Origin of the sequence: Colwellia psychrerythraea (assembly GCF_000764185.1) — a bacterium.
GTDB classification, from domain to species: Bacteria; Pseudomonadota; Gammaproteobacteria; order Enterobacterales; family Alteromonadaceae; genus Colwellia; species Colwellia psychrerythraea_B.
Genome location: NZ_JQEC01000071.1, coordinates 1 through 25,867, shown reverse-complemented (window position 1 = coordinate 25,867; position 25,867 = coordinate 1). Strand labels below are relative to the sequence as shown.

Below are 25,867 nucleotides of genomic sequence, written 5' to 3'. Positions count from 1 at the left end.
AAGTTACTCATCAACGATTAAAGTTATATCGGTAACTGGAATACAGCAACAGGGTAAAATTTCGTTTTGACCAACAAAAGCTAAGGGTTCACCTAGTGGATAGTTAATTTCACCTGACACCAGTGTTACTCGACACGCACCACAGAAGCCATCACGACAATGGTAATGAACTTCTATGTCGGCAGACTCCAAACACTCAAGTAAAGTTTGTTCGCTATCATCATAGGGAACAACTTTACCTTGCACGTTAATCTTAGGCTGCAATTTGATGATGTCCTTCACAATTTGAGTGGCTTTCTTAACTTTCATAGGTATTAAACCAGCCTAAATTTAGGTTAGTATCATCATCAATTATTATCTATAAATCAAAATCATCAAAATCGTCAGCATCTACAGAAGAGTCAACCTGACCAACTAAATAGCTTGATATTTCAGTCTCTTGAGGAGCGACCTGAACGTTATCACTCACAAGATAAGCATTCATCCACGGCAATGGATTACTTTTTATGTCAAAAGGTGCTTCATAGCCAATAGCAGTCAAACGTTGATTTGAAATGTACTCGATATATTGGTTTAATATCTCGGCATTTAGGCCAATCATTGAACCATCTTTAAATAAATATTGTGCCCATTCCTTTTCTTGCTCGACCACATCTAAGAAAATTTGTAAGCCTTCATCTCGCATCTCTTCGCTAATAATTTTCATTTCTGGATCATCTTTTCCAGTTTTCCAATTATTTAGAATATGTTGCGTACCGGTCAAATGCAGAGCTTCATCGCGGGCAATTAATTTAATAATTTTGGCATTACCTTCAAGCAGTTCACGTTCTGCAAAAGCAAATGAGCAAGCAAAGCTAACGTAAAATCGGATAGCTTCTAGGGCGTTTACCGAGCAAACTGCAAGGAATAAACGCTCTTTAAGTTTTCTGCTATTAACTTCTATTGTTTTACCTTCAACTTCATAAGTACCTTCACCCTGTGATTGTAATAATTGTGTGGTAAGAATTACATCATCAAAGTATTTAGCAATACTAGAAGCTCGTTTTAATATGGCAGGGTTGACGATAATATCATCAAAAATTTCACCAGGGTTAGTAAACAAATTACGTAAAATATGGGTATAAGAGCGAGAGTGAATTGTTTCACTAAACGCCCACGTTTCGACCCAAGTCTCTACTTCAGGTAAAGATACAAGCGGTAGAAAAACTGCGTTAACCGAACGGGCGGCCATTGAGTCTAATAACGTTTGATATTTTAAGTTAGATATAAAAATATGTCTTTCAGAGTCGGTTAGGCTTTGCCAATCGGCTCTATCTTTGGATACATCAACTTCCTCTGGACGCCAAAAGAAGGATAGCTGTTTTTCTATCAGCTTTTCAAAGGCAATATAACGTTGCTGGTCATAGCGAGAAACGTTTACGCTATTGCCTAGAAACATGGGTTCTAGCAAAGCATTATTTGGCGTTTGGTTAAACGTAGTATACGTCATGTGATATTCCTTTAGGGCGACTACATGGCTGTAGCGACCAGAGCCCAGTATTTAGCTAGGCTCTGTATTTATATTGAGTGTCAGAGTATTTAAGTAAACTTATTAGCTCTGATGTTTAGATTTTACACGCACCACCAGCACAGCCATCATCTTCTATTTCTATGTCATCGCTGGCACCATCACGGGTGTTATGGTAATAAAGTGTTTTAACACCCAGTTTATAGGCGGTTAAAATATCTTTTAATATTTGTTTAACGGGTACCTTGCCACCTTCAAATTTATTTGGATCATAATTAGTATTGGCTGAAATAGCTTGGTCAACAAACTTTTGCATAATACCTACTAATTCCAAATAACCTTGATTATTAGGAATATTCCATAATAACTCATAGTTACCTTTAAGCTTTTCATACTCAGGAACCACTTGTTTTAATACCCCGTCTTTACTGGCTTTAATACTGATCAAGCCGCGTGGAGGTTCAATGCCATTGGTAGCATTTGATATTTGTGATGAAGTTTCTGAAGGCATTAATGCTGAAACAGTGGAGTTTCTTACGCCATGCTCTTTAATGCTTGCACGTAAACTTTCCCAATCTAAATGTAATGGCTCACCAGTAATATCATCAATAGACTTTTTATAAGTATCAATGGGCAATATACCTTGGCTTAGGCGAGTTTCATGAAATTTAGGACAAGCACCTTGCTCTTTAGCTAATTCATTGGACGCTTTTAACAAATAGAATTGAATAGCTTCAAACGTGCGGTGAGTTAAATTGTTTGCACTACCGTTTGAATAGTAAAGGCCATTTTTAGCAAGATAGTAGGCATAGTTAATTACACCTATACCAAGTGTTCTTCGTGCCATACTTGCGCTTTTTGCTGCAGCAATAGGATAATCTTGATAATCTAATAGGCAATCTAAGGCGCGAACGGCTAGATCAGCTAACCCTTCTAACTCATCTAGTGAGTCGATAACACCTAAGTTAAATGCCGACAGTGTACAAAGTGCCACTTCACCATTTTCATCGTTAATGTCATTCATTGGTTTAGTCGGTAAAGCAATTTCTAAACACAAGTTACTTTGACGAATAGCGGCTTTACTTGGCTCAAATGGACTATGAGTATTACAGTGATCGACATTTTGTAAGTAAATCCGGCCAGTACTTGCGCGCTCTTGTGCAAACAAGGTGAATAATTCAATAGCCTTGATACGCTTTTTACGAATCGATTCATCGTTCTCATATTGCACATATAAGCGATCAAATTCTTCTTGGTCTTCAAAGAAAGCATCATATAAGCCTGGAACATCGCTTGGGCTAAATAAGGTAATATGGCCACCTTTAATTAAGCGCTGGTACATCAGCTTGTTAAATTGCACACCATAGTCTAAATGGCGTACACGATTTTCTTCCACGCCTCGGTTATTTTTAAGTACCAGTAAACTTTCTACTTCTAAGTGCCACAAAGGATAAAACAATGTTGCAGCGCCGCCACGTACGCCACCTTGTGAACAACTTTTAACTGCGGTTTGGAAGTGTTTGAAAAAAGGAATACAACCAGTATGGAATGCTTCACCGTTTCTAATCGTACTACCTAATGCACGGATTCTACCCGCATTAACACCAATGCCTGCTCGTTGAGATACATACTTAACGATAGCACTTGATGTAGCATTTATTGAATCTAAGCTATCGCCACATTCAATTAATACACAAGATGAAAATTGACGGGTTGGTGTACGAACACCGGCCATAATTGGGGTTGGTAATGATATTTTAAAACGAGAAATAGCGTGATAAAAATCTTCTACGTAGCGCAAACGAGTATCACTTGGGTATTTAGCAAATAAACATGCGGCAACTAAGATATAGAGAAATTGAGCACTTTCATATATTTCACCATTAACTCGATTTTGTACTAAATACTTACCCTCGAGCTGTTTAACCGCGGCGTAGCTAAAGTTAAGATCACGACTATGGTCCATGAAAGAGGCCATATGCTCGAAGTCATCTTTGCTGTAATCGGCAAGTAAGTGCTGATCATATTTACCAGCTTCGACTAATTTTACCACATGATCATAAAGAGCCGGTGGCTCAAATTGACCATAAGCTTTTTTACGTAAGTGGAAAACAGCTAAACGTGCAGCTAAATACTGATAGTCAGGTGTCTCTTCTGAAATCAAATCAGCAGCAGATTTAATAATGGTCTCATGAATGTCTTCAGTTTTTATACCGTCATAAAACTGAATGTGAGATTTTAATTCTACTTGAGAAACAGATACTTGTTCTAAGCCATCAGCAGCCCAAGCAATGACACGGTGAATTTTTTCTAAATCAATGGTTTCTTTTTTACCATTTCGTTTAGTTACAAAGAGGTTGTTATTCATGAAATACCTGCAAAACGATTATTGTTATTGTTTATTATCCTAGTAAAAGGATCAAAAAACGTTCCTAATAAAAACCCCATACTTGCCTTAGAAATAAATTACTAAAACAAGTAGTATTAGAAATAACAACTGGGCATCAAATGCACAATATCTAGGGTTTTTTATAATTCTAGACACAAGATAGTGAGGTTCGACCTGTTTTGCAAGAGATAAAATAAGTTGATCTTTGTGTTTGTTTTTGCCGTATTTTCAGGGTTAGTGATGACTAACCTAGCAAGACTTTTTCATTTTGGAATTTACTAAAAGCAACGATTATTTTAATTTTTTTAGGCCATTGGTATTTTTATAAATTATTTTTATTGAATTTTAAGGTTAACTATAGTGAATTATTCTAAAGGTATTTAAATGTATAAAATTCAGTGGTTTATGTTCTTGCATCAAGTGCAGTTTAATGTTTGAACAACTTGATTGTTTATGCATCAACAACTAACACTTTAGCAAAATCTTGAACGTTATCGCAGTTTTCATCATCCCTAGCCGTTATTATCGTTTAGCTTGTTAAAGCTTGCGACAACACAATATATAATTCACATCAAGTGAGTCATATAACTTATGATTACCTGTTAGAGGGTTGTAATGAATGCCACAAGCATCAATACACTTTAAACCACTATGCTCTGCCCAGCCAATGAGCTGTGAAGGGCGGATGAATTTATCGTGGTCATGTGTACCATCGGGCACAATTTTTAGCAATTTTTCTGCGGCTAATATTGCCAACAAATACGATTTTATACTTTTATTCAGCGTTGAAAAGAAAACCAAACCTCCGGGTTTAACCAAGGTAGAACACGCTTGTATAACCGATGCGGGATCAGGCACGTGCTCTAACATTTCCATGCAAGTTACTACATCAAAGGTATTAGCACTTTCTTGTGCTTTTTCTTCGGCAGTAATTTTTTGATAATTGATTATTAAATTAGATTCTAACGCATGTAACTTAGCCACATTGAGTGGTTCGGTGCCCATGTCTATACCCGTCACTTTCGCTCCTAGTTTTGCTAATGACTCTGACAAAATTCCACCGCCACAGCCGACATCAACAAATTTTTTATCAAAAAAACCATTGTTAGCATCAGTATTGCTATTTTCAAGAGCAATATGCTGACTTATAAATTGCACTCGTAAAGGATTGATTAGGTGTAACGGTTTAAAATCACCGTTTAAGTCCCACCACTGGCTGGCAACTTTTTCGAATTTTGCAATTTCATCTTCATTCACGTTAAGGGGATTGCTTGACATATATTTACTGCTTTAAATTTATTTTCAATGTTTCGATTCTAAACGAAAGTTATTTTTAAACAAAGGGTATAGATCAAATTGACGTGTTTTAGTCGTTTTTTTAAGCTGATTATAACCCGTTAAAAAACCTTTACATAAAGCTGTATGGCATCAAACATTTTTATGCTAGTATGCTGCGTTGATTACTATTATTAGTGTCTGTTCTATAACACTTACATAACAATAAAATCTTTAAAATACCGTTTATACGATACTCGAAAATAACCCTGTTATTAACGTAGTATTGTTAAGCAAAAGAATTAGTTAAGGGATACCATCGATTTATGTCCGATCTGGCAAAACAAATAGTTCCAGTTAATATTGAAGATGAACTAAAAACCTCCTATTTAGATTATGCCATGAGCGTAATAGTTGGGCGTGCTTTGCCCGATGTTCGTGATGGCTTAAAGCCTGTACATCGCAGGGTATTATTTGCCATGGATGTCTTAGGCAATGATTGGAACAAAGCCTACAAAAAATCTGCCCGTGTGGTGGGTGATGTAATTGGTAAGTATCACCCGCATGGTGATACGGCTGTTTACGATACCATTGTCCGTATGGCTCAGCCATTCTCATTACGCTATATGTTGGTAGACGGGCAAGGTAACTTCGGCTCTGTTGATGGTGATAGTGCAGCAGCAATGCGTTATACCGAAATTAGAATGTCTAAAATTGCACATTCTATTCTTGCCGACTTAGATAAAGAAACCGTTGATTTTGTGCCTAACTATGATGGCACAGAGCATATACCCGCAGTTATGCCAACGCGCGTACCGAATTTATTAGTGAATGGTACTTCTGGTATTGCTGTTGGTATGGCTACTAATATTCCTCCGCATAACTTAACTGAAGTTATTAATGCCTGTTTAGCGCTGATTGAAAATAGTGATATATCTTTCGAAGAAATATTAGAGCATATTCCTGGTCCTGACTTTCCAACCGCCGGTATAATTAGTGGTCGTGCGGGGATAGAAGAAGCTTACCGTACAGGACGTGGTAAAATAAAAATTCGTGCACGTGCCAGTATTGATGTACATGAAACTACCGGTAAAGAAACAATAATAGTTCACGAATTGCCTTATCAAGTAAACAAAGCTCGCTTAATTGAAAAAATGGCTGAGCTTGTTAAAGATAAACGTCTAGAAGGTATTTCTGCTTTACGTGATGAGTCTGATAAAGACGGCATGCGTATGGTTATTGAAATTAAGCGCGGTGAAGTGGGTGAGGTTGTTTTAAATAACTTATACAAACTTACCCAAATGCAGGTTTCTTTTGGTTTAAATATGGTGGCATTAACCAATGGCCAACCTAAAATATTTAATATAAAAGAGATGTTAGAAGCGTTTGTATTACATCGCCGTGAAGTAGTAACTCGTCGTACGATTTTTGAATTAAGAAAAGCTCGTGACCGTGCTCATATATTAGAAGGTTTATCAATTGCCTTAGCAAATATTGACCCGATCATCGAATTGATTAAAGCTTCAAACAATAGAAAAGAGTCTGAAGAAAAGCTTATTGCTCAAGGCTGGCAACTAGGCAATGTAGCGGCCATGCTTAGCGAAGCGGGTAATGACGCAGCCCGTCCTGAATGGTTAGAACCTGAATATGGTATTCGTGATGGTCTATATTACTTAACAGCAGAGCAAGCAAAAGCTATTGTAGACTTACAGTTATACAAACTATCTGGCATGGAACACGATAAGATTCTAAGCGAGTACAAAGCGTTATTAGACCTTATTGCAGAATTAATGCATATTCTGGCTACGCCAGCTCGTTTAATGGAAGTTATTTGTGAAGAACTTATTGCTATCCGTGATGAGTTTGGTGACGAACGTAGAACTGAAATAACGAATGCTTCGCATGATTTATCTTTAGAAGACTTAATCACAGAAGAAGATGTTGTAGTAACATTGTCGCATGAAGGTTATGTTAAATACCAAGTGCTAAGTGATTACGAAGCTCAGCGTCGCGGTGGTAAAGGTAAAGCAGCAACTAAGATGAAAGAAGAAGATTTCATCGAACGCTTATTAGTAGCTAATACCCATGACACTATTTTATGTTTCTCAGATCGTGGCAAATTATATTGGTTGAAAGTTTTCCAATTACCATTAGCTAGTCGTACAGCGCGTGGACGCCCAATTGTAAATATTCTGCCATTAGAAAGTGATGAACGCATCACGGCTATTTTACCAGTACGTGAATATGCTGATGATAAATATATTGTTATGGCTACGGCCTCAGGCACTGTGAAGAAAACACGTTTAGATGCATATTCTAACCAACGTGCTAACGGTATTATTGCCTTAAACCTTCGTGATGACGATACCTTAATAGGTGTTGATATCACTGATGGTACTAACGATATAATGTTGTTCTCTGATGCAGGTAAAGTAGTACGCTTTAATGAGAAAGTACGTGATAGTGAAACAGGTGCAATCAAACTTGACTCAGAAACAGGTGAAGAGCGTTGGGCATTAAAACCAATCGGTCGTACTGGCACGGGTGTCCGTGGCATGAAACTTGAAGGTGATCAAAAAGTTGTTTCACTTATTGTTCCTAAGAATGATGGACCTGTGTTAACTATTACTGAAAATGGTTTTGGTAAGCGAACTGATTTGGCTGAATATCCAGCTAAGAGTAGAGCAACCAAAGGTGTTGTTTCTATTAAAGTTAGCGAACGTAATGGTAAAGTTGTTGGTGCAGTTCAAGTAGAAGACCTTGATGAGATCATGTTAATTACTGACAATGGAACATTAGTACGTACTCGTGTGAATGAAGTGAGTGTTATTGGTCGTAATACCCAAGGCGTACGCATGATTCGAACGGCGGACGATGAACATGTAGTTGCATTGCAACGAATTGATGAAATAGAAGAGCCGGAGCAGCTTGAAGATGCTGTTGAAGGTGATAATGTTATTGAGGGTGAAGAAGAGCATAATCCTGAGCAAAGCGCTCAGCAGGATGCTACTGATAGCCCACAAGACGACAATCAAGAGTAATTGTTGTAATAACATTAAAAAGGCGGCTAATAACCGCCTTTTTTAATGTTATTTTTTAAGTAGAACATTGTAAATAAACACAGTAATTCAAATAGCAGTTAAGAGAATAGGAAGGATAATGTCTGAAGTTTTTAATTTTTGTGCTGGCCCAGCCATGTTACCAACACCTGTAATGGTAAAAGCACAGCAAGAGTTTCTAAATTGGCAAGGTACGGGTAGCTCGGTGATGGAACTAAGCCATCGTAGTGCTATTTACATGGCAATGGCTAAAAAAGCTGAAGAAGATTTGCGCGAGTTAATGTCAATCCCAGACAATTATAAAGTTTTATTTTGTCATGGCGGTGGACGAGGACAATTTTCTGCGGTGCCACTTAATTTATTACCTCAAGGTAAGTCTGCTGATTATATCGTCTCAGGCTCGTGGTCAAAAGCTGCCGTTGCTGAAGCAAAAAAATTCGGTGATATAAACGTTATCAACATTAATCAAGACAGTGATGATAACTCAAGCCTTTTAGCTAGCGCAGACTGGCCTCTGAACGCTGATGCAGCTTATGTACATTACTGCCCTAATGAAACCGTTAATGGCCTTGAAATAAATACTATTCCAGAAACCAATGGTGTGCCACTTGTTGCTGATATGTCTTCAACTATTTTATCCCAAGAAATAGATGTCAGTAAATTTGGCTTGATCTATGCGGGTGCACAAAAAAATATTGGCCCATCGGGGTTAACTATCGTCATTGTTAGAGAAGACCTCTTAGGTGAAGGGAAGGGTCAAGCTCAAACCGCTACGCCATGTATTATGAATTATAAAACGGCTGCAGATAATGACTCTATGTATAACACACCACCAACCTATGCTTGGTATCTTGCCGGCTTGGTTTTTGAGTGGCTGAAAGATTTAGGTGGTGTTAAAGCCATTGAAAAAGTAAATCAAGCTAAAGCAGAGTTACTTTATCAAGCGATTGATAATAGTGAGCTTTACTTGAATCACATTGAACCTCAATATCGCAGCAAAATGAATATCCCTTTTTGGCTAAAAGATGACAGTCTAAATGACAAGTTTTTAAGTGAGTCTGAAGCTGCAGGACTAACAGCGTTAAAGGGGCATAGGATAGTTGGCGGTATGCGGGCCAGCATTTACAATGCAATGCCACTCGAAGGTGTGCAGGCTCTGGTAGACTTCATGCAACAGTTTGAAAAGAGGAATAAGTAAAGTGGAGCAGTTAACATTAAAGCCAATTGTTAAAATTAATGGCGAAATTTTTTTACCGGGCTCAAAAAGTTTATCTAACCGTGCATTATTAATTGCTGCTTTAGCGAATGGCACAACAAAAATCACCAACTTATTAGTGAGTGATGACATTAATCATATGTTAAATGCGTTAAAGAGCCTTGGCATTCAGTATTCTTTAAGTGATTGTGGTACTGAGTGTACTGTTATCGGCAATAATGGCTTTTTTAAGACTAAAGAACCATTGGAGTTGTACTTAGGTAATGCAGGCACGGCGATGCGCCCATTGTGCGCGGCTCTTGCTGCGAGTGAAGGTGAATTTATCTTAACTGGCGAAGAAAGAATGAAAGAGCGCCCAATAGGTCATTTAGTTGATGCTTTAGCGCAGCTTGGCAGCGAAATAGAATATTTAGAAAATAAAGATTACCCACCGGTTCGGATTACAGGAAAGGCGTTAACGGGTAATACAGTGACCATTGATGGTTCTATATCGAGTCAATTTTTAACTGCGATCTTGATGATTACTCCTTTATTAGCCACCGATACTACAATAGTGATTGAGGGTGAATTAGTTTCCAAGCCCTATATTGATATTACCCTTGATATTATGAGTAGATTTGCAGTCAATGTTCAAAATAATGACTATAAGTCTTTTAGCGTTAGTGGCAATCAGTCATATCAAGCGCTAGAAAAATATATGGTGGAAGGTGATGCATCTTCTGCCTCATATTTCTTAGCGGCTGGCGCGATTAAAGGTGGTGAAGTCACAGTTCATGGTGTTGGTAAACTCAGTGTTCAAGGAGATAAGCACTTTGCTGATGTGCTTGAAAAAATGGGCGCCGAAGTTCATTGGCAAGATGAGTCAATCACTGTTGTCGGCAAGCCCCTAACGGCAGTTGATATGGACATGAATCATATCCCTGATGCTGCAATGACCATTGCAACCACAGCACTTTTTGCCACAGGTACAACAACCATCCGGAATATTTACAACTGGCGGGTAAAAGAAACTGATCGATTAAATGCGATGGCAACAGAGTTAAGAAAAGTGGGTGCCGAGGTGATTGAAGGTGAAGATTACATAACAATTACGCCACCAAAATCACTGAAACATGCAGAGATTGACACCTATAACGATCATAGAGTAGCTATGTGTTTTTCTCTCGTTGCACTGGGTGATACACCCGTTACCATTAATGATCCTAAGTGTACGGCTAAAACATTTCCTGATTATTTTGACAAGCTGGCACAAGTTTCTTGTTAATTATTATAAAGAAAAACATTTTTAAGCGATTTTACATTCTAAATCCCGTATAATTTCGCCGATTTTCGATGTTAGGAGAAAAATGTATGCAGGAAAGCACACCCGTTATTACCATTGATGGCCCTAGTGGCGCAGGTAAAGGGACCGTCGCAAGGATAGTTGCGGATCAGTTGGGCTGGCATCTGCTTGATAGTGGTGCAATATACCGCGTATTAGCAGTGGCCATTCAACATCACCAACTTGCTTTAGAAGATGAAGAGCCGCTTATTCCTATGGCAGCCCATTTAGACGTACAATTTGAAATCAATAGCCAAGGTGAAAGTAAAGTTATTTTAGAAGGTGAGAACGTTACCGATATTATACGTACCGAAGAAATTGGTGAATTAGCGTCAAAAGTAGCGGCATTTCCACGCGTTAGAGAAGCATTATTACGCAGACAACGCGCTTTTAGTGTTAGTCCTGGTTTGATCGCCGATGGCCGTGATATGGGGACTGTTGTTTTCCCACAAGCAAAAGTAAAAATATTTTTAACTGCTAGCGCTGAAGAACGAGCGCAAAGAAGATTTAATCAGTTGAAAGAAAAGGGAATTGATGTTAATATCGTGCGCCTTTTGACTGACATACGTCAACGAGATGAGCGTGATCAAAACCGCAAGGTTGCTCCACTTATCGCGGCAGAAGGTGCGTTAACTATTGATTCTACTGATATTTCCATTACGGAAGTGGTCAATAAAATCCTTATGTTTGCCAATGGCAAGTTAACGTAAAGCAAACGTAATACACACACCTTTAAGTTAGCTAAATCGGTAATAGCTGCTAGCATTAAAGAACTTTTAATAGAAAGCCTACTGTATGGACACACGGGGCATACTTAACCACCCCATGAAACAATGACGTTGAATGGATTAATAGCTGAGTTTATATACAAGTTATGACTGAAAATTTTGCAGAACTTTTTGAAGAAAGTTTAAAAGAAATCGAAACACGTCCGGGTTCAATTATCCGTGGAACAATCGTAGCCGTAAACAAAGACAATGTCATTGTTGATGCGGGCTTAAAATCTGAGAGTGTTATCTCTATTGATCAATTCAAAAACGCTGCTGGTGAAGTTGAAGTAGTTGTTGGCGATGAGATTGACGTAGCATTAGATGCAACAGATGATGGTTTCGGTGAAACAATCCTATCTCGTGAAAAAGCTAAACGTCACGAAGCATGGCAAGTGCTTGAAAAAGCATATGAAGAAAAAGAAACTGTTATCGGTGTTATCAACGGTAAAGTTAAAGGTGGTTTCACTGTTGAAGTTAGCAATATCCGTGCTTTCTTACCAGGTTCATTAGTAGATGTTCGTCCAGTACGTGACACTGCTCACCTTGAAGGTAAAGATTTAGAATTCAAAGTTATTAAGCTTGATCAAAAGCGTAATAACGTAGTTGTTTCACGTCGTGCTGTGATCGAAGCTGAAGGCAGTGCAGAACGTGATGAATTACTTGAATCATTAGCTGAAGGCCAAGAAGTTAAAGGTATCGTTAAGAACCTTACTGACTACGGTGCATTCGTTGATTTAGGCGGCATTGATGGTTTATTACATATCACAGATATGGCTTGGAAGCGTGTTAAGCACCCAAGTGAAATCGTAAATGTTGGCGATGAAATTCAAGTTAAAGTATTGAAATTCGACCGTGAGCGTACTCGTGTATCTCTAGGTATGAAGCAGTTAGGCGAAGATCCATGGGTAGCAATTGCTAACCGTTACCCAGAAGGTTCTAAACTTTCTGGTCGCGTAACTAACTTAACTGACTACGGTTGTTTTGTTGAAATCCAAGAAGGCGTTGAAGGTTTAGTTCACGTTTCTGAAATGGATTGGACTAACAAAAACATCCACCCATCTAAAGTTGTTAACTTAGGTGACACAGTTGAAGTACTAGTATTAGAAATTGACGAAGAACGTCGTCGTATTTCTTTAGGTCTTAAACAGTGTATTGCTAATCCTTGGGAAGAGTTTGCTAAAAACTTCAACAAAGGCGACAAAGTATCAGGTAAGATCAAGTCAATTACTGACTTCGGTATCTTCATCGGTCTTGACGGCGGCATTGATGGTTTAGTTCACTTATCTGATATTTCATGGGCTGGCGGTGAAGAAGCTGTTCGTGATTATAAGAAAGGCGATGAAATCGACGCAATCGTTCTTCAAGTTGACCCAGAACGTGAGCGTATCTCGTTAGGCGTTAAACAAGCTGAAGACGACCCGTTCAATATGTATCTGACAGATAAGAAAAAAGGTGCTATTGTTAACGGTAAGGTAACTGAAGTTGATGCTAAAGGCGCAACTATCGAGTTAGCTGAAAGTGTTGAAGGTTACCTTCGTGTTAGCGACATTTCTGTAGACCGTATCGAAGATGCATCTACAGTATTAAAAGTTGGTGACGACGTTGAAGCTAAGTTTATGGGTGTGGATCGTAAGAACCGTACTATTAGCTTATCTATCAAAGCAAAAGATCAAGCTGACGAACGTGAAGCAATGGATAACCTAAACCAAGAAGAAGAAACTGGTTTAAGTGCTATGGCTGCAGCGTTTAAAAACGCTAAAAACTAATTTTCCTTAACAGGAAGTAGTTTTACTTTGCAATGGTGCTGTAATTTCTACAGCAGGTGAAAAGAGTATTTATCACTATCGTGGTGATACTCTTTTCTTATTTTTAACGCCATTGGCGGAGCCAACTTTTACTGTGTTTTATTAAAGTTGCGCGGTGCTAGGTAAATACTGAGAGGTCAGAATGACTAAGTCAGAACTTATTGAAAAATTAGCCGATAAATTAAGCCATTTATCCGCTAAAGAAGTGGAAAAATCTATAAAAGAAATCTTAGAATTAATGGCGCATTCCTTATCAAAAGGGGAGCGTATTGAAATCCGAGGTTTTGGTAGTTTTTCATTGCATTATCGTGCACCTAGAGTTGGTCGAAATCCAAAAACTGGTGAGTCGGTTGAGTTAAGCGGTAAATACGTACCACACTTCAAGCCAGGCAAGGAGTTACGTGAAAGAGTTAATCTTTCTGTAGCATAAATTGCAAAGCTAACTAAAAAATTAGATAATAAACGGCATGTTAACCATGCCGTTTTTTTTGAGCAAAATTTAATAGGGCTGATGAAAGTGCGATTATATATAACACTCTTTTTTATTTTAGTTTTACTGGCCATAGCGTTTATTTTTGGTAGTCAAAACGATCAATTACTGATATTAAATTATTTAATAGCCCGAACAGAAATGACTGTAGCGGCAGCAATGAGTCTATTTACCGGACTAGGGTTTTTGTTAGGTTTATTAGTAACTATTTTGTGGCGTATAGTTCGAAAAAGTAAGAAAGCCCTTGCGAAAAATAAATCTCAGGAAACGTAAGTGATATTTGAATTAGCACTATGTTTTCCTCTTTCTCTATATAACATCTCTCAAGAGCCCAAATGATTGAATTACTCTTTTTATTATTGCCCGTAGCCATGGCCTATGGCTGGTTTATGGGCCGTAATAGCATTAAACAAAACCAACAAATAGCTAAGCAAGATTTATCAATAAAATACTCTACTGGTTTAAATTACTTATTATCTAACCAGCAAGATAAAGCTATTGACTCACTACTCGATGCGTTAAAAGTTGAGGATGATAGTGTAGAAGCGCATTTTGCTATGGCTAATTTATTTCGTAAACGTGGCGAACTAGACCGTGCGTTAAAAGTGCATGAGCATCTTGTAAGACTTACTCATCTTCGAACCAAGGATAAGCAACAAGCCGTTTTTGAATTAGGAAAAGATTTCCTTAGTGCCGGTTTATATGACCGTGCTGAAACCATGTTTATTAAGTTATTAAAGTCAAAAGACTATGGCCTAAAATCCTTAACTTATTTATTGAAAATATTTCAATCAACTAAAGATTGGCAGCAGGGCATTGATCACCAAAAACTTATAGTAAAATTCAATGATAAGCGACTATTACACACACTGGCGAATTTTTATTGTGAGCTAGCCACAACTGCTTTTGAACAAGACGAATTTATTGAAGTTATTGAGCTTTTAGAGCAAGCGTTAATACTTGATCCTAACTCTTGTCGTGCTAATTGGCTAATGGCAAAGATTTATGAAAATCACCAACAATGTGAGTTAGCAGCCAAGTGCTATCAAGCTATTTATCATCAAGATAATGAGTTTTTCCCAGATGTTATTGAGCAAATGCTAGCTTGTTATACTCGGTTAGATGAACTCGATGAATTCTACCTATTTATCAAAAAAGTATATGATGAAACCGCATCTTCTGGCGCGTTAATTTGTTATCTGAGCCATGTTGAAAGTAAGCACGGTAAGAAAAAAGCAATAGAATTTATTTTGTCAGCCTTAAAGCGCAGACCTACGATTCGTGGCTTTGAACATTTTGTTAATATGCAAATGACAAAAACGGATGATGTTAATAATGCTAGTTTAGATCTAATTAAAGAACTGATCAGTGAATATTTAAAAATTAAACACAGATATAGTTGTCGTAGTTGTGGTTTTAATAGTCAAATTCATTATTGGTCCTGTCCATCTTGTCATGAGTGGGAACAGCTTAAACCGATCCGCGGTCTCGAAGGGGAATAATAATCCCTTTCGTTGTTGTAAAGATAAATATCGGCATCAAAAGTACTCACTGAGATTCGTTAGCTCCGTGCTTTTTCTTTGCTCTTTAACCTTACAACGTTGAAACGAATCATTATTAGTTTAATTAGCTAGCTTGAATTTAAGTAAACTAGCATTACTAAATTTATTGTCATTCCCGAACTTTCCATGTGAAGAGTTGTCGGGGACCTATAGTATTAAAAACAGGAAAACCCATGAACGATCCAAAAGTAGTAGTCGCCTTAGATTTTGATAAAAAAGCTGATGCTTTGTCATTTGTTGACAAGATTCAACCAAGTGATGCTCGCTTGAAAGTTGGCAAAGAAATGTTTACTTATTTTGGTCCTGAATTTGTTAAGCAATTAACAGGGAAGGGCTTTGATGTTTTCCTTGATTTAAAGTTTCATGATATTCCCAATACAGTTGCAAAAGCAGTTACTGCAGCCGCTGATTTAGGGGTTTGGATGGTGAATGTTCATGCTAGTGGCGGTAGTCAAATGATGACTAAAGCCAAACAAGCATTAGATAATTACGGCAATGATGCACCATTATTAATCGCAGTAACTGTCTTAACAAGTATGAGTGAAGCCGATCTTCGTGGCTTAGGTATTACTAAAACACCCGCTGAGCAAGTAAGTTTTTTAGCTAACTTAACTAAAGAAAGTGGTTTAGATGGCGTGGTTTGTTCAGCAATGGAAGCCGAGCAATTAAAACTATCGCTGGGTAAAGAGTTTAAACTAATCACACCAGGCATCAGACCAGCTGGCTCAGCACAAGATGACCAACAGCGAATTATGACTCCAAGCCAAGCAATTGATGTTGGTGTTGATTATTTGGTGATCGGACGTCCAATTACTAAAGCAGTAAACCCGCAACTTGTATTAGAGCAAATTAATGCCTCAATAAGCTAAGTAATAAAGCGTTTCTTAGTGGAAGTAAGACAAAAAAGCTAGATTAAAAATCTAGCTTTTTTGTTCATTGAACTTTAATAATGAGCTATTTTTCGTATTGGCTGATGAAAGCTACTAGATCTAGTACTTTGTTTGAATAGCCTATTTCGTTGTCATACCAAGCAACCACTTTGACAAAAGTATCCGTTAAAGCGATACCTGCTTTAGCATCAAAAACTGAGGTACAGGTTTCACCGATAAAATCATTAGAAACAACAGCATCTTCAGTGTAATCTAAAATTCCATTCAACTCGCCTTCAGCGGCAGCGCTCATCGCCTGACAAATTTCAGCGTAAGTTGCGGGGTTTTTCAAGTTAACCGTCAAATCAACTACTGATACATCAGGGGTAGGGACACGAAAGGCCATACCGGTTAACTTACCATTTAATTCAGGAATAACTTTACCTACTGCTTTGGCTGCTCCCGTTGATGAAGGTATAATATTTTGACCTGCACCACGACCGCCGCGCCAATCTTTAACAGAAGGACTATCAACAGTTTTCTGAGTTGCCGTTGTCGCATGTACTGTCGTCATCAAGCCATTCTGGATGCCCCAATTATCATTCAATACTTTAGCAATAGGCGCTAAACAGTTTGTTGTACATGAAGCATTTGAAACTATGTCTTGGCCGTCATATTTATCTAAGTTAACACCACAAACAAACATTGGCGTGTCATCTTTTGATGGAGCACTTAATACGACTTGTTTGGCGCCGGCAGTAATGTGTTTACGAGCAGATTCATCAGTTAAGAATAAGCCTGTTGATTCAACAACTACGTCTACGTCAATATCATTCCACTTTAAATCTTCAGGATTACGCTCTGCAGTTACACGAATAGTGTTACCGTTGACAATCAATTGACCATCTACTACATCTACGGTGCCGTTGAATCGACCATGTGTTGAATCGTATTTCAACATATATGCCATGTATTCAATGTCCATTAAATCGTTAATACCAACAACTTCAATGTCATCACGCGCAGCTGCAGCTCTAAATACAAAACGGCCAATACGGCCAAAACCATTTATACCAACTTTAATTTTCATGGGTAACCTCTTAAATCCAATATGTAGTAAAATTACATCATTTTGAGATTATTACAAGAAAAACATGGCAAATATGACTAAAAGTTTCATTTTATTTGTTTTGTTTTGTTTAAATTACTAAACTTTCAGCTTTTACCTTAAATAATTAGCCATTTTGTATAATACTTTTGAAATAGCATGATAGAATGCAAAAAATTATTGAATAATCGTTGGTTGTCCAAAAAAACCAAGCTTATTTGACAGAGGATAAATAGATATGACACAAGATAAAGTATTGTGTGACATTGGCTTTATTGGCCTAGGTGTTATGGGTAAGAACCTAGTGCTTAACTTAGCTGACAACGGTTTTAATATTGCAGCATTCGATTTAAGTGATGATAAAGTACAGGGAGTTATCGCTCAAGATGTAGCTGAAAACTCTACAACTACTCCGCGAGTTTATGGTTGTTCATCATATACTGAGTTATTATCGCAATTAAAAGCACCACACTTAATTGTTTTAAGTGTGCCAGCGGGGGCTCCAGTTGACCAAGTCTGTGAAAACTTAATTGGTGCGGGTATTCAGCCAGATGATATCATTATTGATACGGGTAACAGTCTGTGGATTGATACTGTAGCGAGAGAAGATAAGTACAAAAGTAACTTCTTATTATTTTCTTCTGCTGTTTCGGGTGGCGAAGTCGGCGCACGTTTTGGCCCATCGTTAATGCCAAGTGGCTCTCCATATGCGTGGGCTCGAGTAAAACCTATTTGGGAGGCGATTGCGGCTAAGGTAGATGCTACAACGGGTAAACCAATCGAGCGCACTAAACCAGGACAAATAATCACTGAAGGTGAACCTTGTGCAGCATATATAGGTCCAGCTGGAGCTGGCCATTATGTCAAAATGGTTCATAACGGTATTGAATATGCGGATATGCAAATTATCTGTGAAGCCTATCATGTATTAAAATCTAGTCTTAATTTAACTTGTGATGAAATTGCCGATATCTTTGCCCAATGGAATGATGGCCCATTAGATAGTTATTTAATGGAAATATCTGTTGAAGTATTGCGTCACAAATCATCGGATACCAATACCCCACTTGTTGAGTTAATCCTAGATAAGGCAGGGCAAAAAGGCACAGGCCTTTGGACTGCAGCGAGCAGCTTGGAAGTGGGATGTCCAGCGCCCACTATTGCTCAAGCCGTATATGCTCGTTCTATTTCTTCATTTAAAGAGTTGAGAACTGAAGCCTCATCATTATTGACTGGCCCACAGCAAACCTTGTCTGGCGCTGAGCAACAAGAAATTGTTGAACAACTTCATGATGCAATGTACTGCGCTAAAATTTGTGCTTATGCGCAAGGTTTTCAGTTAATGAAACTTGCCGCGAAAGAACATGGCTGGACATTAGACTTTGCCAGTATTGCTAAAATTTGGCGTGCGGGCTGTATCATCCGCGCTGCATTTTTACAGTCAATTAGTAATGCTTATGAGCGTAACGAGGGTCTAGAAAATTTATTACTTGATGACTTTTTTGTTAAGGAGCTTAACGAACGTCAACTTAATTGGCGCAAGGCTATTTGCCATGCGACAATGCAAGGTGTACCGGTAGGTGCATTGTCTTCGTCACTTGCCTATTATGACTCAATGCGCTGTGAAACATTGCCTGCTAATTTATTGCAAGGTCAACGAGATTTCTTTGGCGCCCATACTTTTGAGCGAATTGATAAGGCCGAGGGCAAAAAATATCATGTTCAATGGTCAACAAAGGAAAGAGAAACAATCCGAGTTGATACTTAATAGCAGCGTACTTAAAGGATAAATACTATGGATAACAATGATGATTATAAAGATAAATTAACCGAAGATGCTTATAAAGTGTGCCGATTAGCGGCGACTGAACAACCATTTAGTGGTATTTATAATGATCATTGGCAGCAGGGTACATATCACTGTGCCTGCTGTGACAAACCTTTGTTTAGTAGCGCTAGTAAATTTGATGCCGGTTGTGGTTGGCCTAGTTTCTTTTCTGCAATTGAAAATGAAGTTGCATATAAATCAGATGACTCTCTTCATATGCAACGAATAGAAATTCAATGTGAGAATTGCCAATCTCACTTGGGTCATGTTTTTGATGATGGGCCAAAACCCACAGGTAAACGTTATTGTGTTAACTCACTGAGCTTAAAGTTCCAGTCAAAATAAAGCTCATTTTAGTTGTTCTTAGGCGTACACTCGCGCTAATAATTAGGGCTAGTGAATTCACCAGCTTCAATTTTTGATAAAGTACTACTTGCAACTTTATTAAGAAAGTCGGCATTTAACTTTGCTGATTCCTGATAGTTAATCAGGCTATTCTCAATCATCTTATCTGGCTTATCGAGTGAAAGCTGATAAGTACGTAACCATATATATGCCTGTTTATATTGTCTTTTCTTAGTGAATATTGTTACGAGTGTTTGTAATACTTCAGCAGAGATCACAGTGCCTGGCTCATGAAGCTCCAGCGCCCGGTATAACAAACCTAAAGTTTTATTATTGTCTCGTTTAATATAATAAGTAGCTAAGTGATACTGAGCCGTTGAGTTTTCAAGCTCGGGTGAACCTTCCAATTGTAGAAATTCTTCTAGCGCCAACTCGTTGGATTCTCTTGACCAGTAATAATATAGGAGATGAGGGTGTTTAGAGTTTACATTTTTATCAGATAATTCTGATAAATTAGCTTTAGCTTTCAGTAAATTATTCTTCCTCAGAGTGGTTTTTTCTTTTAATTTAATATGCTGGATCTGAGATGCCAAAGACATACATTTTATATAACCTTCATAAGCAACCAGTAAACTATATTTATCGCCATCAAGATTGTTGTTTTTAACCTTAATCCGATTTAATGCCACCTCTATTCGCTCTGTTTTACACCAACTATCCTGGCCAAATTCATTACATATCTCTGGATTATCATTGCAAAGTTTTGTCAGATTTACTTTGTCGCCACAACCGCTAATAAATAGCAGGAGTAGGACCATGCCAAGTTTATTGGCACATGACCATTTCAGCAGCTTTATTATTCTAGAATTAATCATAAAAACACCAAAAAGTTTTTTGTAACCTATAGAGAAATATTTCATACTGAATTACAATACGCCTGTAAAAATACTCTCAACTAGCTATTATCGACTTTAGTAATCTATGATAATAGCTTAATGTTTAATTGACTGAAATAAAAGGTTTAAGTAATGACTTCTCATCTTGAGGAAAAGTATCAAGCAAGCTGGCAAGAACGTCAAACGTTCGCTGAAAATATGCAACCAATTATTGGACAGCTTTTTCGCAACAAAGGCATTGAAATATTGGTGTATGGTCGCCCACTATTAAATGCATCTTCTATTGATATTATTAAAGCACATAAATCAGTTGCTCTACATGAAGAAAGTAAATTACGTTTACGTGAAAGCTTCCCTTTTGTTGAAGCAATTAACAAAATGGATTTAGCTCCTGCTCGTATCGATGTAGGTAAGTTAGCTTATAACTATTTATACCTTGGCCAAGCCAATGATCTTTCTATTGAGCAATATTTAGATAAAGAGTTAACAGTAGAAAGTCGTGAAAACTCAGATCAAAAAAGCCAAGACGTTGTTCTTTACGGTTTTGGTCGAATAGGTCGTCTTTTAGCGCGCTTATTAATAGAGCGTGCCGGACCAAATGCTAAATTAAATCTTCGTGCTATCGTTTTACGACCAAGTAAAGGTGGTGATGATTTAGAGAAACGCGCAAGTTTATTACGTCGTGATTCAGTTCACGGTGCTTTTAACGGTAGCATTACAATCGATACAGAAAATAACGTAATTAAAGCCAACGGTGCTTTTATTAAAGTTATTTATGCAAAGTCTCCTGCTGAAGTTGATTACACTGAGCACGGTATCAATAATGCACTAGTTGTTGATAACACAGGCATCTGGACTGACGAAGATGGTTTAGGTCAGCATTTGCAATCTAAAGGTGTTGCTAAAGTATTATTAACAGCTCCAGCTAAAGGTGATATCAAAAATATCGTTTATGGTGTTAACCATGACATGATCTTAGCTTCAGATAAGATTATTTCTGCCGCGAGTTGTACAACTAATGCTATTACTCCGGTACTAAAAGCACTAAATGATGAATACGGAATTCGTAATGGCCATGTTGAAACCATCCATTCTTATACCAATGATCAAAACTTAATTGATAATTATCATCCTGCTCCACGTCGTGGCCGCAGTGCGCCATTAAATATGGTTATCAGCACTACCGGTGCAGCAAAAGCCGTAGCTAAAGCATTACCTGAGCTTAAAGGTTTGTTAACAGGTAACGCAATTCGTGTTCCAACGCCTAATGTTTCAATGGCTATTATGAACTTGAATTTAAATAAAGCGACGGATAAAGAAACGTTAAATGATTACCTACGTAATATCTCATTAAACTCTCCTTTACAAAACCAAATTGATTATACGGCATCTACCGAAATCGTTTCTACTGATTTGGTTGGTTCACGTTATGCTGGTGTTGTTGATTCACAAGCTACCATTGTTGATGGTGATCGAGCAGTATTATACGTATGGTATGACAACGAGTTTGGTTATAGCTGTCAGGTTGTTCAAGTGATGCTTGAAATGTCAGGCATTACAGTGCCAAGTTTACCGCTAAAATAGCACTCGCTTAATTTAATTAAGCATTAAAAAAGCGCATATTATTTATTAATATGCGCTTTTTTGTTTTAGCTGGAGGCGTATTTTTATAGGCTTAGATTAATATTTAACTTAACGCTTATGTTTTTAGCAAGCCTGCCGATAACTGATTATTACTAATTAATCCACAAGGGTAAGTTTATGTCTATCAGTTTAGGTCAAAGTAGCTCTGTTGCCACGCAACCAAGCTCAGGTGCAGAATTACTTATAGCAGCAGTCGCTAAAAGCCAGCAAGAGTTAGAGGGCCAAATGGCATTACAGCTGATTCAATCGGCTAATGTAAATAATGTTGCCGCGCCAACGGGGAAAAGTGGCTTTCAAGTCAATATTAAGGTGTAATAGCAAAATTACAAAATTACAAAATTACAAAATTACAAACTTAATTAAACGGGTATAGAACCTCTAACTTATAGACCTGATTTGCCTATAAGGTCAAGCCTAAATGCAACGAGCCGGTTTAGGTAAACCTGCGTATTTAGTTGCTTGTTTTGCTGGCCCTTGCGGAAATAACTTATATAAATATCGACTACTGGCTTTTTCCTCGCCAAACTCAGCCTTCATCGCTTTAGTTAATGCACGGATAGCAGGGGAGGTGTTATAGGTTAAATAAAACTGTCTAACAAAGTTTATTACTTCCCAATGAGCTCCCGTCAGTTCAAATTCATCATGTTTTGCCATAACCAGGGCGAGTTCTTTATGCCATAACTGGTGGTCAAGCAAATATCCGTGTTTATCTGTTGGAATAATCTTGTTTTCGAATGTTAGTATTATTGCCATGTGATCACTTTTTTATGGTTAAAGGTTAATTCAACAACATCGCTCATTTCTATGTGGTTAATCTCTGTTAGCGTTTCAATCGCTCTGGCCTGTGCATGACTGGAAATTACATTAATATTAATCGTACCATCTACACGTTTGATTAAACTATCCATTAAAGAGTGCTTGAGGTTATAGCAGCCATCATCCATCAACACGATAGAGTCTTGGTGATCTAACACACTTAAACATTGTGCGAAGTCATTGGTGGCGAAGGCGGATTGTCTTACTAAATGTAAAGTACTCATGTTCTTTTCCTGTAATAAAAGGCCTTAAATATTAAACCTAAAAGATATATAACTTTAAAACCTTAAAACATGCTGGTGAGCGTTAAGCGCAGCACTAAATTCACTACTTGTTTGTACTTGAACTCCGTCTATATGAAATACTTCTTCAAGCTGTCTATTAACTAAAGACTGTTGGCAAACATATATGTCTTCAATATCGTAAAATTCAAAAGCTGAAAATGTTTTCAAATAATCTTTAATTGACACTAAACTGCCATCTTGGTCTGCAATTAGCTGATAAACGCCATCGCCTTGAAAAAACAGCGATACTTTTTGCTCAAACGAGCCAAAAATTAAAGCAATATCAAGGGCGTCTTTACCATGGTTGCTACTGAAAGGCGCTTTACTATTGATAATGGCCAGGCCAGTTTCCTTGGGATAATCGGGTGTTGTTATTTGATTTGTTGAAGTCATTAAAACTGTACCAAGCGGGATGCTTTTGTTGTTAACTCAACTAACTCACCTAAACCTGACACGGTAAAGATTTGGTTGATTTTCTCGTTGTCAATTGAATCACATGCGATACCTCGTTTTTCTGCAGCCGTAATACATACATGCAAAGGTAGTTGATATTCTTGCTGTAAGCGCTGCCAATGTGCGATTGCCTGATATTCATCACTGGCAATGCTAATGTCTTCATTTGCATGCATAACACCATCTTGATAAAAGAATACGCCAATAACATTAATACCAGCAACTAATGCAGCTTCAACGTAGGTTAAGGCTGTTATCGTTAAATGGCTATAGGGGGAAGTAGTTACTACTACAGCGAGAGTCTTCAAAACACATCCAAATTATTAAGGGCTATAAAGGGCAAAAAAAAGCCCCGCAATTGCGAGGCTTTTATTATAAAGAATTATAACGGATTATAAATCTTTTTGACTTAAACTTTTAGCGTTAACTAATCGTCGCCGCCAAGTACACCTAATAAACTTAATAAATGTACAAAGATATTGTAGATGTTTAAGTATAAAGAAACCGTGGCACGAATGTAGTTACGTTCACCACCATTAATTATACGGCTTGTATCATACAAAATTAAACCAGACATAATCATGATAACTGCAGCACTAATCGCGAGTGAAAGCGCAGGGATAGCGAAGAAGAAATTGGCAACCATTGCTACTAGTACAACAATTAAACCAACCATTAAAAAGCCGCCCATAAATGAGAAGTCTTTTTTGCTTGTTAGCGCATAACCTGAAAGTGCGAAAAATATTAATGCGGTTCCGCCAAGCGCCTGCATTATCATTGCAGGGCCACCGGGCATTGCAGCATATGCACTAAGCATAGGACCTAATGAGGCACCCATTAAACCAGTGAAAGCAAAAATCCAATAAACACCACTAGCTGAATCTGCTTTTTTATTTACAACAAACATTAAACCGAACGCAACTAGCATCATGATAAGCGCAGCACCGTGTGGTAGGTTCATTGCCATTGAAACGCCAGCTGTAACCGCACTAAATGCTAATGTCATTGATAACAACATGTAAGTATTTTTCAATACTTTATTAATCTCTATCGCCGAGCTTTTGCTCGCCGTTTGAAAACTCATATTAGATTGCATAAAACTTCCTTAAGAATTTAATTCTATTTACTTGTTACTAGCTAAGATAAGGTCATTTTAGATAAGTTCAAGTTTTTATTATTTATATAAGTAAATAACTGACTTATGCTAACCTAGTACCTTATGACATATTATGGCACGGTGATTTTTAAAATACCATGCTTAGGTTTGTTTAAAAGTGGCAATAATTTGTTTTCTTTTGTAACAAGCGATAATGCCATGACCTATTTATTGTTTAATTGGCTACCCTTGGATTCAGTGAATTAGCATTGCTGCCACTTTAGCCCTAAAGCTTGGTAACTGTCTATAATCTCTTGTTTTCTTATACAGTCATTACTGTGATCATTAATCAAACCAGAGGCTTGGAGATGAGCATAGATAGTTGTTGAACCGACGAATTTAAAGCCTCGTTTTTTCAAGTCTTTGCTTAATTCATCAGAAAGTGGCGAGGTCGCGGGGTAATCACCCAGTTGCTTTATATCATTCACTTGCACCTTGTTATCAACAAATGCCCAAATGTATTTAATAAAGCTTCCAAACTCTTTTTGTATAGCGATAAAACATTTCGCATTGTTAACGGTTGCCGCAATCTTGCCTTTATGACGAATAATGCTTGCGTCGAGTACCAAGCGCTCTTCATCTGCTAAAGTAAATTGAGCGACTTTTTCAACATCAAAGTTGGCAAAGGCTTTTCTATAACCATCACGTCTTTTTAATATGGTATACCAGCTTAAACCTGCTTGGGCTGACTCAAGTACTATATATTCAAACATTTTATTATCTTCAAGAACGGGAACTCCCCATTCTTCATCATGGTATTTAACATAATCAGCTTTTGTGGTGTCTAACCAAGGGCAGGTGCAAGTAATTTCTGTTGTCATTATATTTATCTTTCCTTTAATGTGCTGTAAATTGCTGAAAAACAAAGCAAGGTGGTTGTTTTTTAGCAAATAAAGCATAAATATTTAAATAGTACTTTACAACTTATTAGAGAGACTTTAGTATTCGCCTCGTTCTCAAGCAAGCATTGTTTTTACCTGCTTATTTGTTAACTTCAGGTGAGATGGCTGAGTGGTCGAAAGCACCGGTCTTGAAAACCGGCAAGGGTTTGTAGCCCTTCTAGAGTTCAAATCT

At 37.7% G+C, this 25,867-nt stretch carries 25 protein-coding genes; 13 read left to right on the top strand and 12 right to left on the bottom strand.

Annotated elements, in window-relative coordinates; translation table 11 throughout:
* Nucleotides 1-3: 3 nt before the first annotated feature.
* The 4 genes from yfaE to ubiG form a co-directional block, all read right to left on the bottom strand.
* On the bottom strand, nt 4-309 hold the full coding sequence (gene yfaE, locus GAB14E_RS02235) for a class I ribonucleotide reductase maintenance protein YfaE (protein WP_052094080.1): 306 nt from the start codon (nt 307-309) through the stop codon (nt 4-6).
* 49 nt (nt 310-358) lie between these two features.
* Nucleotides 359-1,489, bottom strand: a complete 1,131-nt coding sequence (nrdB, locus tag GAB14E_RS02240) for a class Ia ribonucleoside-diphosphate reductase subunit beta (protein WP_033084259.1) — start codon at nt 1,487-1,489, stop codon at nt 359-361.
* A 115-nt stretch (nt 1,490-1,604) separates the two neighbouring features.
* Nucleotides 1,605-3,875 (bottom strand): class 1a ribonucleoside-diphosphate reductase subunit alpha, encoded by a 2,271-nt coding sequence (gene nrdA / locus GAB14E_RS02245; RefSeq protein ID WP_033084258.1) that lies wholly within the window; start codon nt 3,873-3,875, stop codon nt 1,605-1,607.
* A gap of 558 nt (nt 3,876-4,433) precedes the next feature.
* Complete coding sequence (gene ubiG, locus GAB14E_RS02250) at nt 4,434-5,174, bottom strand: bifunctional 2-polyprenyl-6-hydroxyphenol methylase/3-demethylubiquinol 3-O-methyltransferase UbiG (RefSeq protein WP_033084257.1); 741 nt, start codon at nt 5,172-5,174, stop codon at nt 4,434-4,436.
* A 323-nt stretch (nt 5,175-5,497) separates the two neighbouring features.
* Here ubiG and gyrA point away from each other — a divergent pair, with 323 nt between their 5' ends.
* The 9 genes from gyrA (at nt 5,498) to pyrF (ending at nt 16,263) form a co-directional block, all read left to right on the top strand.
* A complete protein-coding gene (gene gyrA / locus GAB14E_RS02255) occupies nt 5,498-8,212 on the top strand; it encodes a DNA topoisomerase (ATP-hydrolyzing) subunit A (RefSeq protein ID WP_033084256.1) in 2,715 nt (904 codons plus the stop codon).
* Nucleotides 8,213-8,330: 118 nt separating this feature from the next.
* Nucleotides 8,331-9,428 (top strand): 3-phosphoserine/phosphohydroxythreonine transaminase, encoded by a 1,098-nt coding sequence (serC, locus tag GAB14E_RS02260; RefSeq protein ID WP_033084255.1) that lies wholly within the window; start codon nt 8,331-8,333, stop codon nt 9,426-9,428.
* 1 nt (nt 9,429) lies between these two features.
* The gene (aroA, locus tag GAB14E_RS02265; RefSeq protein WP_033084254.1) at nt 9,430-10,710 is read left to right on the top strand and encodes a 3-phosphoshikimate 1-carboxyvinyltransferase; all 1,281 of its coding nucleotides are present in this window, start codon (nt 9,430-9,432) and stop codon (nt 10,708-10,710) included.
* An 86-nt stretch (nt 10,711-10,796) separates the two neighbouring features.
* Entirely contained in the window at nt 10,797-11,477 is a 681-nt protein-coding gene (cmk, locus tag GAB14E_RS02270) for a (d)CMP kinase (RefSeq protein WP_033084253.1), read from the top strand.
* Nucleotides 11,478-11,641: 164 nt separating this feature from the next.
* Nucleotides 11,642-13,303: a 30S ribosomal protein S1 gene (gene rpsA, locus GAB14E_RS02275; protein ID WP_033084252.1), complete on the top strand. Its 1,662-nt coding sequence runs from the start codon at nt 11,642-11,644 to the stop codon at nt 13,301-13,303.
* A gap of 181 nt (nt 13,304-13,484) precedes the next feature.
* On the top strand, nt 13,485-13,772 hold the full coding sequence (ihfB, locus tag GAB14E_RS02280; RefSeq protein ID WP_033084251.1) for an integration host factor subunit beta: 288 nt from the start codon (nt 13,485-13,487) through the stop codon (nt 13,770-13,772).
* Between the two features lie 81 nt (nt 13,773-13,853).
* Nucleotides 13,854-14,105, top strand: a complete 252-nt coding sequence (locus GAB14E_RS02285) for a lipopolysaccharide assembly protein LapA domain-containing protein (protein ID WP_033084250.1) — start codon at nt 13,854-13,856, stop codon at nt 14,103-14,105.
* A gap of 62 nt (nt 14,106-14,167) precedes the next feature.
* Nucleotides 14,168-15,334 carry a lipopolysaccharide assembly protein LapB gene (gene lapB / locus GAB14E_RS02290; protein ID WP_033084249.1) on the top strand — a complete coding sequence of 389 codons (1,167 nt, stop codon included), beginning with the start codon at nt 14,168-14,170 and terminating at the stop codon, nt 15,332-15,334.
* A 233-nt stretch (nt 15,335-15,567) separates the two neighbouring features.
* The gene (pyrF, locus tag GAB14E_RS02295) at nt 15,568-16,263 is read left to right on the top strand and encodes an orotidine-5'-phosphate decarboxylase (protein WP_033084248.1); all 696 of its coding nucleotides are present in this window, start codon (nt 15,568-15,570) and stop codon (nt 16,261-16,263) included.
* Between the two features lie 85 nt (nt 16,264-16,348).
* Here pyrF and gap read toward each other — a convergent pair whose 3' ends face one another.
* Nucleotides 16,349-17,353 (bottom strand): type I glyceraldehyde-3-phosphate dehydrogenase, encoded by a 1,005-nt coding sequence (gap, locus tag GAB14E_RS02300; RefSeq protein ID WP_033084247.1) that lies wholly within the window; start codon nt 17,351-17,353, stop codon nt 16,349-16,351.
* A gap of 256 nt (nt 17,354-17,609) precedes the next feature.
* Between gap and gndA the strand changes: the two genes are divergently transcribed.
* Nucleotides 17,610-19,139, top strand: coding sequence for an NADP-dependent phosphogluconate dehydrogenase (gene gndA / locus GAB14E_RS02305; protein ID WP_033084246.1), 1,530 nt, complete (start codon nt 17,610-17,612; stop codon nt 19,137-19,139).
* Nucleotides 19,140-19,166: 27 nt separating this feature from the next.
* Nucleotides 19,167-19,544 carry a peptide-methionine (R)-S-oxide reductase MsrB gene (msrB, locus tag GAB14E_RS02310; protein WP_033084245.1) on the top strand — a complete coding sequence of 126 codons (378 nt, stop codon included), beginning with the start codon at nt 19,167-19,169 and terminating at the stop codon, nt 19,542-19,544.
* A gap of 35 nt (nt 19,545-19,579) precedes the next feature.
* On the opposite strand, the gene GAB14E_RS02315 is transcribed toward msrB, so the two are convergent.
* A complete protein-coding gene (locus GAB14E_RS02315; RefSeq protein WP_231562117.1) occupies nt 19,580-20,464 on the bottom strand; it encodes a DUF2989 domain-containing protein in 885 nt (294 codons plus the stop codon).
* A 108-nt stretch (nt 20,465-20,572) separates the two neighbouring features.
* On the opposite strand from GAB14E_RS02315, the gene GAB14E_RS02320 reads away from it, so the two are divergent.
* On the top strand, nt 20,573-22,024 hold the full coding sequence (locus tag GAB14E_RS02320; RefSeq protein WP_033084244.1) for a glyceraldehyde-3-phosphate dehydrogenase: 1,452 nt from the start codon (nt 20,573-20,575) through the stop codon (nt 22,022-22,024).
* 177 nt (nt 22,025-22,201) lie between these two features.
* Nucleotides 22,202-22,399 carry a hypothetical protein gene (locus tag GAB14E_RS02325; protein ID WP_033084243.1) on the top strand — a complete coding sequence of 66 codons (198 nt, stop codon included), beginning with the start codon at nt 22,202-22,204 and terminating at the stop codon, nt 22,397-22,399.
* A gap of 99 nt (nt 22,400-22,498) precedes the next feature.
* Here GAB14E_RS02325 and GAB14E_RS02330 read toward each other — a convergent pair whose 3' ends face one another.
* From GAB14E_RS02330 to GAB14E_RS02355, 6 genes are all read right to left on the bottom strand, one after another.
* Nucleotides 22,499-22,828, bottom strand: a complete 330-nt coding sequence (locus tag GAB14E_RS02330) for a TusE/DsrC/DsvC family sulfur relay protein (protein WP_197061252.1) — start codon at nt 22,826-22,828, stop codon at nt 22,499-22,501.
* Entirely contained in the window at nt 22,828-23,124 is a 297-nt protein-coding gene (gene tusB / locus GAB14E_RS02335) for a sulfurtransferase complex subunit TusB (RefSeq protein WP_033084241.1), read from the bottom strand. Before tusB ends, GAB14E_RS02330 begins: the two co-directional genes overlap by 1 nt.
* Before the next feature lie 54 nt (nt 23,125-23,178).
* On the bottom strand, nt 23,179-23,577 hold the full coding sequence (tusC, locus tag GAB14E_RS02340) for a sulfurtransferase complex subunit TusC (protein WP_052094077.1): 399 nt from the start codon (nt 23,575-23,577) through the stop codon (nt 23,179-23,181).
* Nucleotides 23,577-23,945, bottom strand: coding sequence for a sulfurtransferase complex subunit TusD (gene tusD, locus GAB14E_RS02345; protein ID WP_033084240.1), 369 nt, complete (start codon nt 23,943-23,945; stop codon nt 23,577-23,579). Before tusD ends, tusC begins: the two co-directional genes overlap by 1 nt.
* Nucleotides 23,946-24,064: 119 nt before the next feature.
* A complete protein-coding gene (locus GAB14E_RS02350; protein WP_197061250.1) occupies nt 24,065-24,733 on the bottom strand; it encodes a Bax inhibitor-1/YccA family protein in 669 nt (222 codons plus the stop codon).
* Between the two features lie 263 nt (nt 24,734-24,996).
* Nucleotides 24,997-25,614 carry a DNA-3-methyladenine glycosylase I gene (locus GAB14E_RS02355; RefSeq protein WP_033084239.1) on the bottom strand — a complete coding sequence of 206 codons (618 nt, stop codon included), beginning with the start codon at nt 25,612-25,614 and terminating at the stop codon, nt 24,997-24,999.
* Nucleotides 25,615-25,867: the final 253 nt, after the last annotated feature.

Coding starts and splice junctions, on each gene's coding strand:
- yfaE (WP_052094080.1), bottom strand. CDS start 309: ATGAAAGTTAAGAAAGCCACTCAAATTGTGAAGGACATCATCAAATTG.
- nrdB (WP_033084259.1), bottom strand. CDS start 1,489: ATGACGTATACTACGTTTAACCAAACGCCAAATAATGCTTTGCTAGAA.
- nrdA (WP_033084258.1), bottom strand. CDS start 3,875: ATGAATAACAACCTCTTTGTAACTAAACGAAATGGTAAAAAAGAAACC.
- ubiG (WP_033084257.1), bottom strand. CDS start 5,174: ATGTCAAGCAATCCCCTTAACGTGAATGAAGATGAAATTGCAAAATTC.
- gyrA (WP_033084256.1), top strand. CDS start 5,498: ATGTCCGATCTGGCAAAACAAATAGTTCCAGTTAATATTGAAGATGAA.
- serC (WP_033084255.1), top strand. CDS start 8,331: ATGTCTGAAGTTTTTAATTTTTGTGCTGGCCCAGCCATGTTACCAACA.
- cmk (WP_033084253.1), top strand. CDS start 10,797: ATGCAGGAAAGCACACCCGTTATTACCATTGATGGCCCTAGTGGCGCA.
- rpsA (WP_033084252.1), top strand. CDS start 11,642: ATGACTGAAAATTTTGCAGAACTTTTTGAAGAAAGTTTAAAAGAAATC.
- ihfB (WP_033084251.1), top strand. CDS start 13,485: ATGACTAAGTCAGAACTTATTGAAAAATTAGCCGATAAATTAAGCCAT.
- GAB14E_RS02285 (WP_033084250.1), top strand. CDS start 13,854: ATGAAAGTGCGATTATATATAACACTCTTTTTTATTTTAGTTTTACTG.
- lapB (WP_033084249.1), top strand. CDS start 14,168: ATGATTGAATTACTCTTTTTATTATTGCCCGTAGCCATGGCCTATGGC.
- pyrF (WP_033084248.1), top strand. CDS start 15,568: ATGAACGATCCAAAAGTAGTAGTCGCCTTAGATTTTGATAAAAAAGCT.
- gap (WP_033084247.1), bottom strand. CDS start 17,353: ATGAAAATTAAAGTTGGTATAAATGGTTTTGGCCGTATTGGCCGTTTT.
- gndA (WP_033084246.1), top strand. CDS start 17,610: ATGACACAAGATAAAGTATTGTGTGACATTGGCTTTATTGGCCTAGGT.
- msrB (WP_033084245.1), top strand. CDS start 19,167: ATGGATAACAATGATGATTATAAAGATAAATTAACCGAAGATGCTTAT.
- GAB14E_RS02315 (WP_231562117.1), bottom strand. CDS start 20,464: ATGAAATATTTCTCTATAGGTTACAAAAAACTTTTTGGTGTTTTTATG.
- GAB14E_RS02320 (WP_033084244.1), top strand. CDS start 20,573: ATGACTTCTCATCTTGAGGAAAAGTATCAAGCAAGCTGGCAAGAACGT.
- GAB14E_RS02325 (WP_033084243.1), top strand. CDS start 22,202: ATGTCTATCAGTTTAGGTCAAAGTAGCTCTGTTGCCACGCAACCAAGC.
- tusB (WP_033084241.1), bottom strand. CDS start 23,124: ATGAGTACTTTACATTTAGTAAGACAATCCGCCTTCGCCACCAATGAC.
- tusC (WP_052094077.1), bottom strand. CDS start 23,577: ATGACTTCAACAAATCAAATAACAACACCCGATTATCCCAAGGAAACT.
- GAB14E_RS02350 (WP_197061250.1), bottom strand. CDS start 24,733: ATGCAATCTAATATGAGTTTTCAAACGGCGAGCAAAAGCTCGGCGATA.
- GAB14E_RS02355 (WP_033084239.1), bottom strand. CDS start 25,614: ATGACAACAGAAATTACTTGCACCTGCCCTTGGTTAGACACCACAAAA.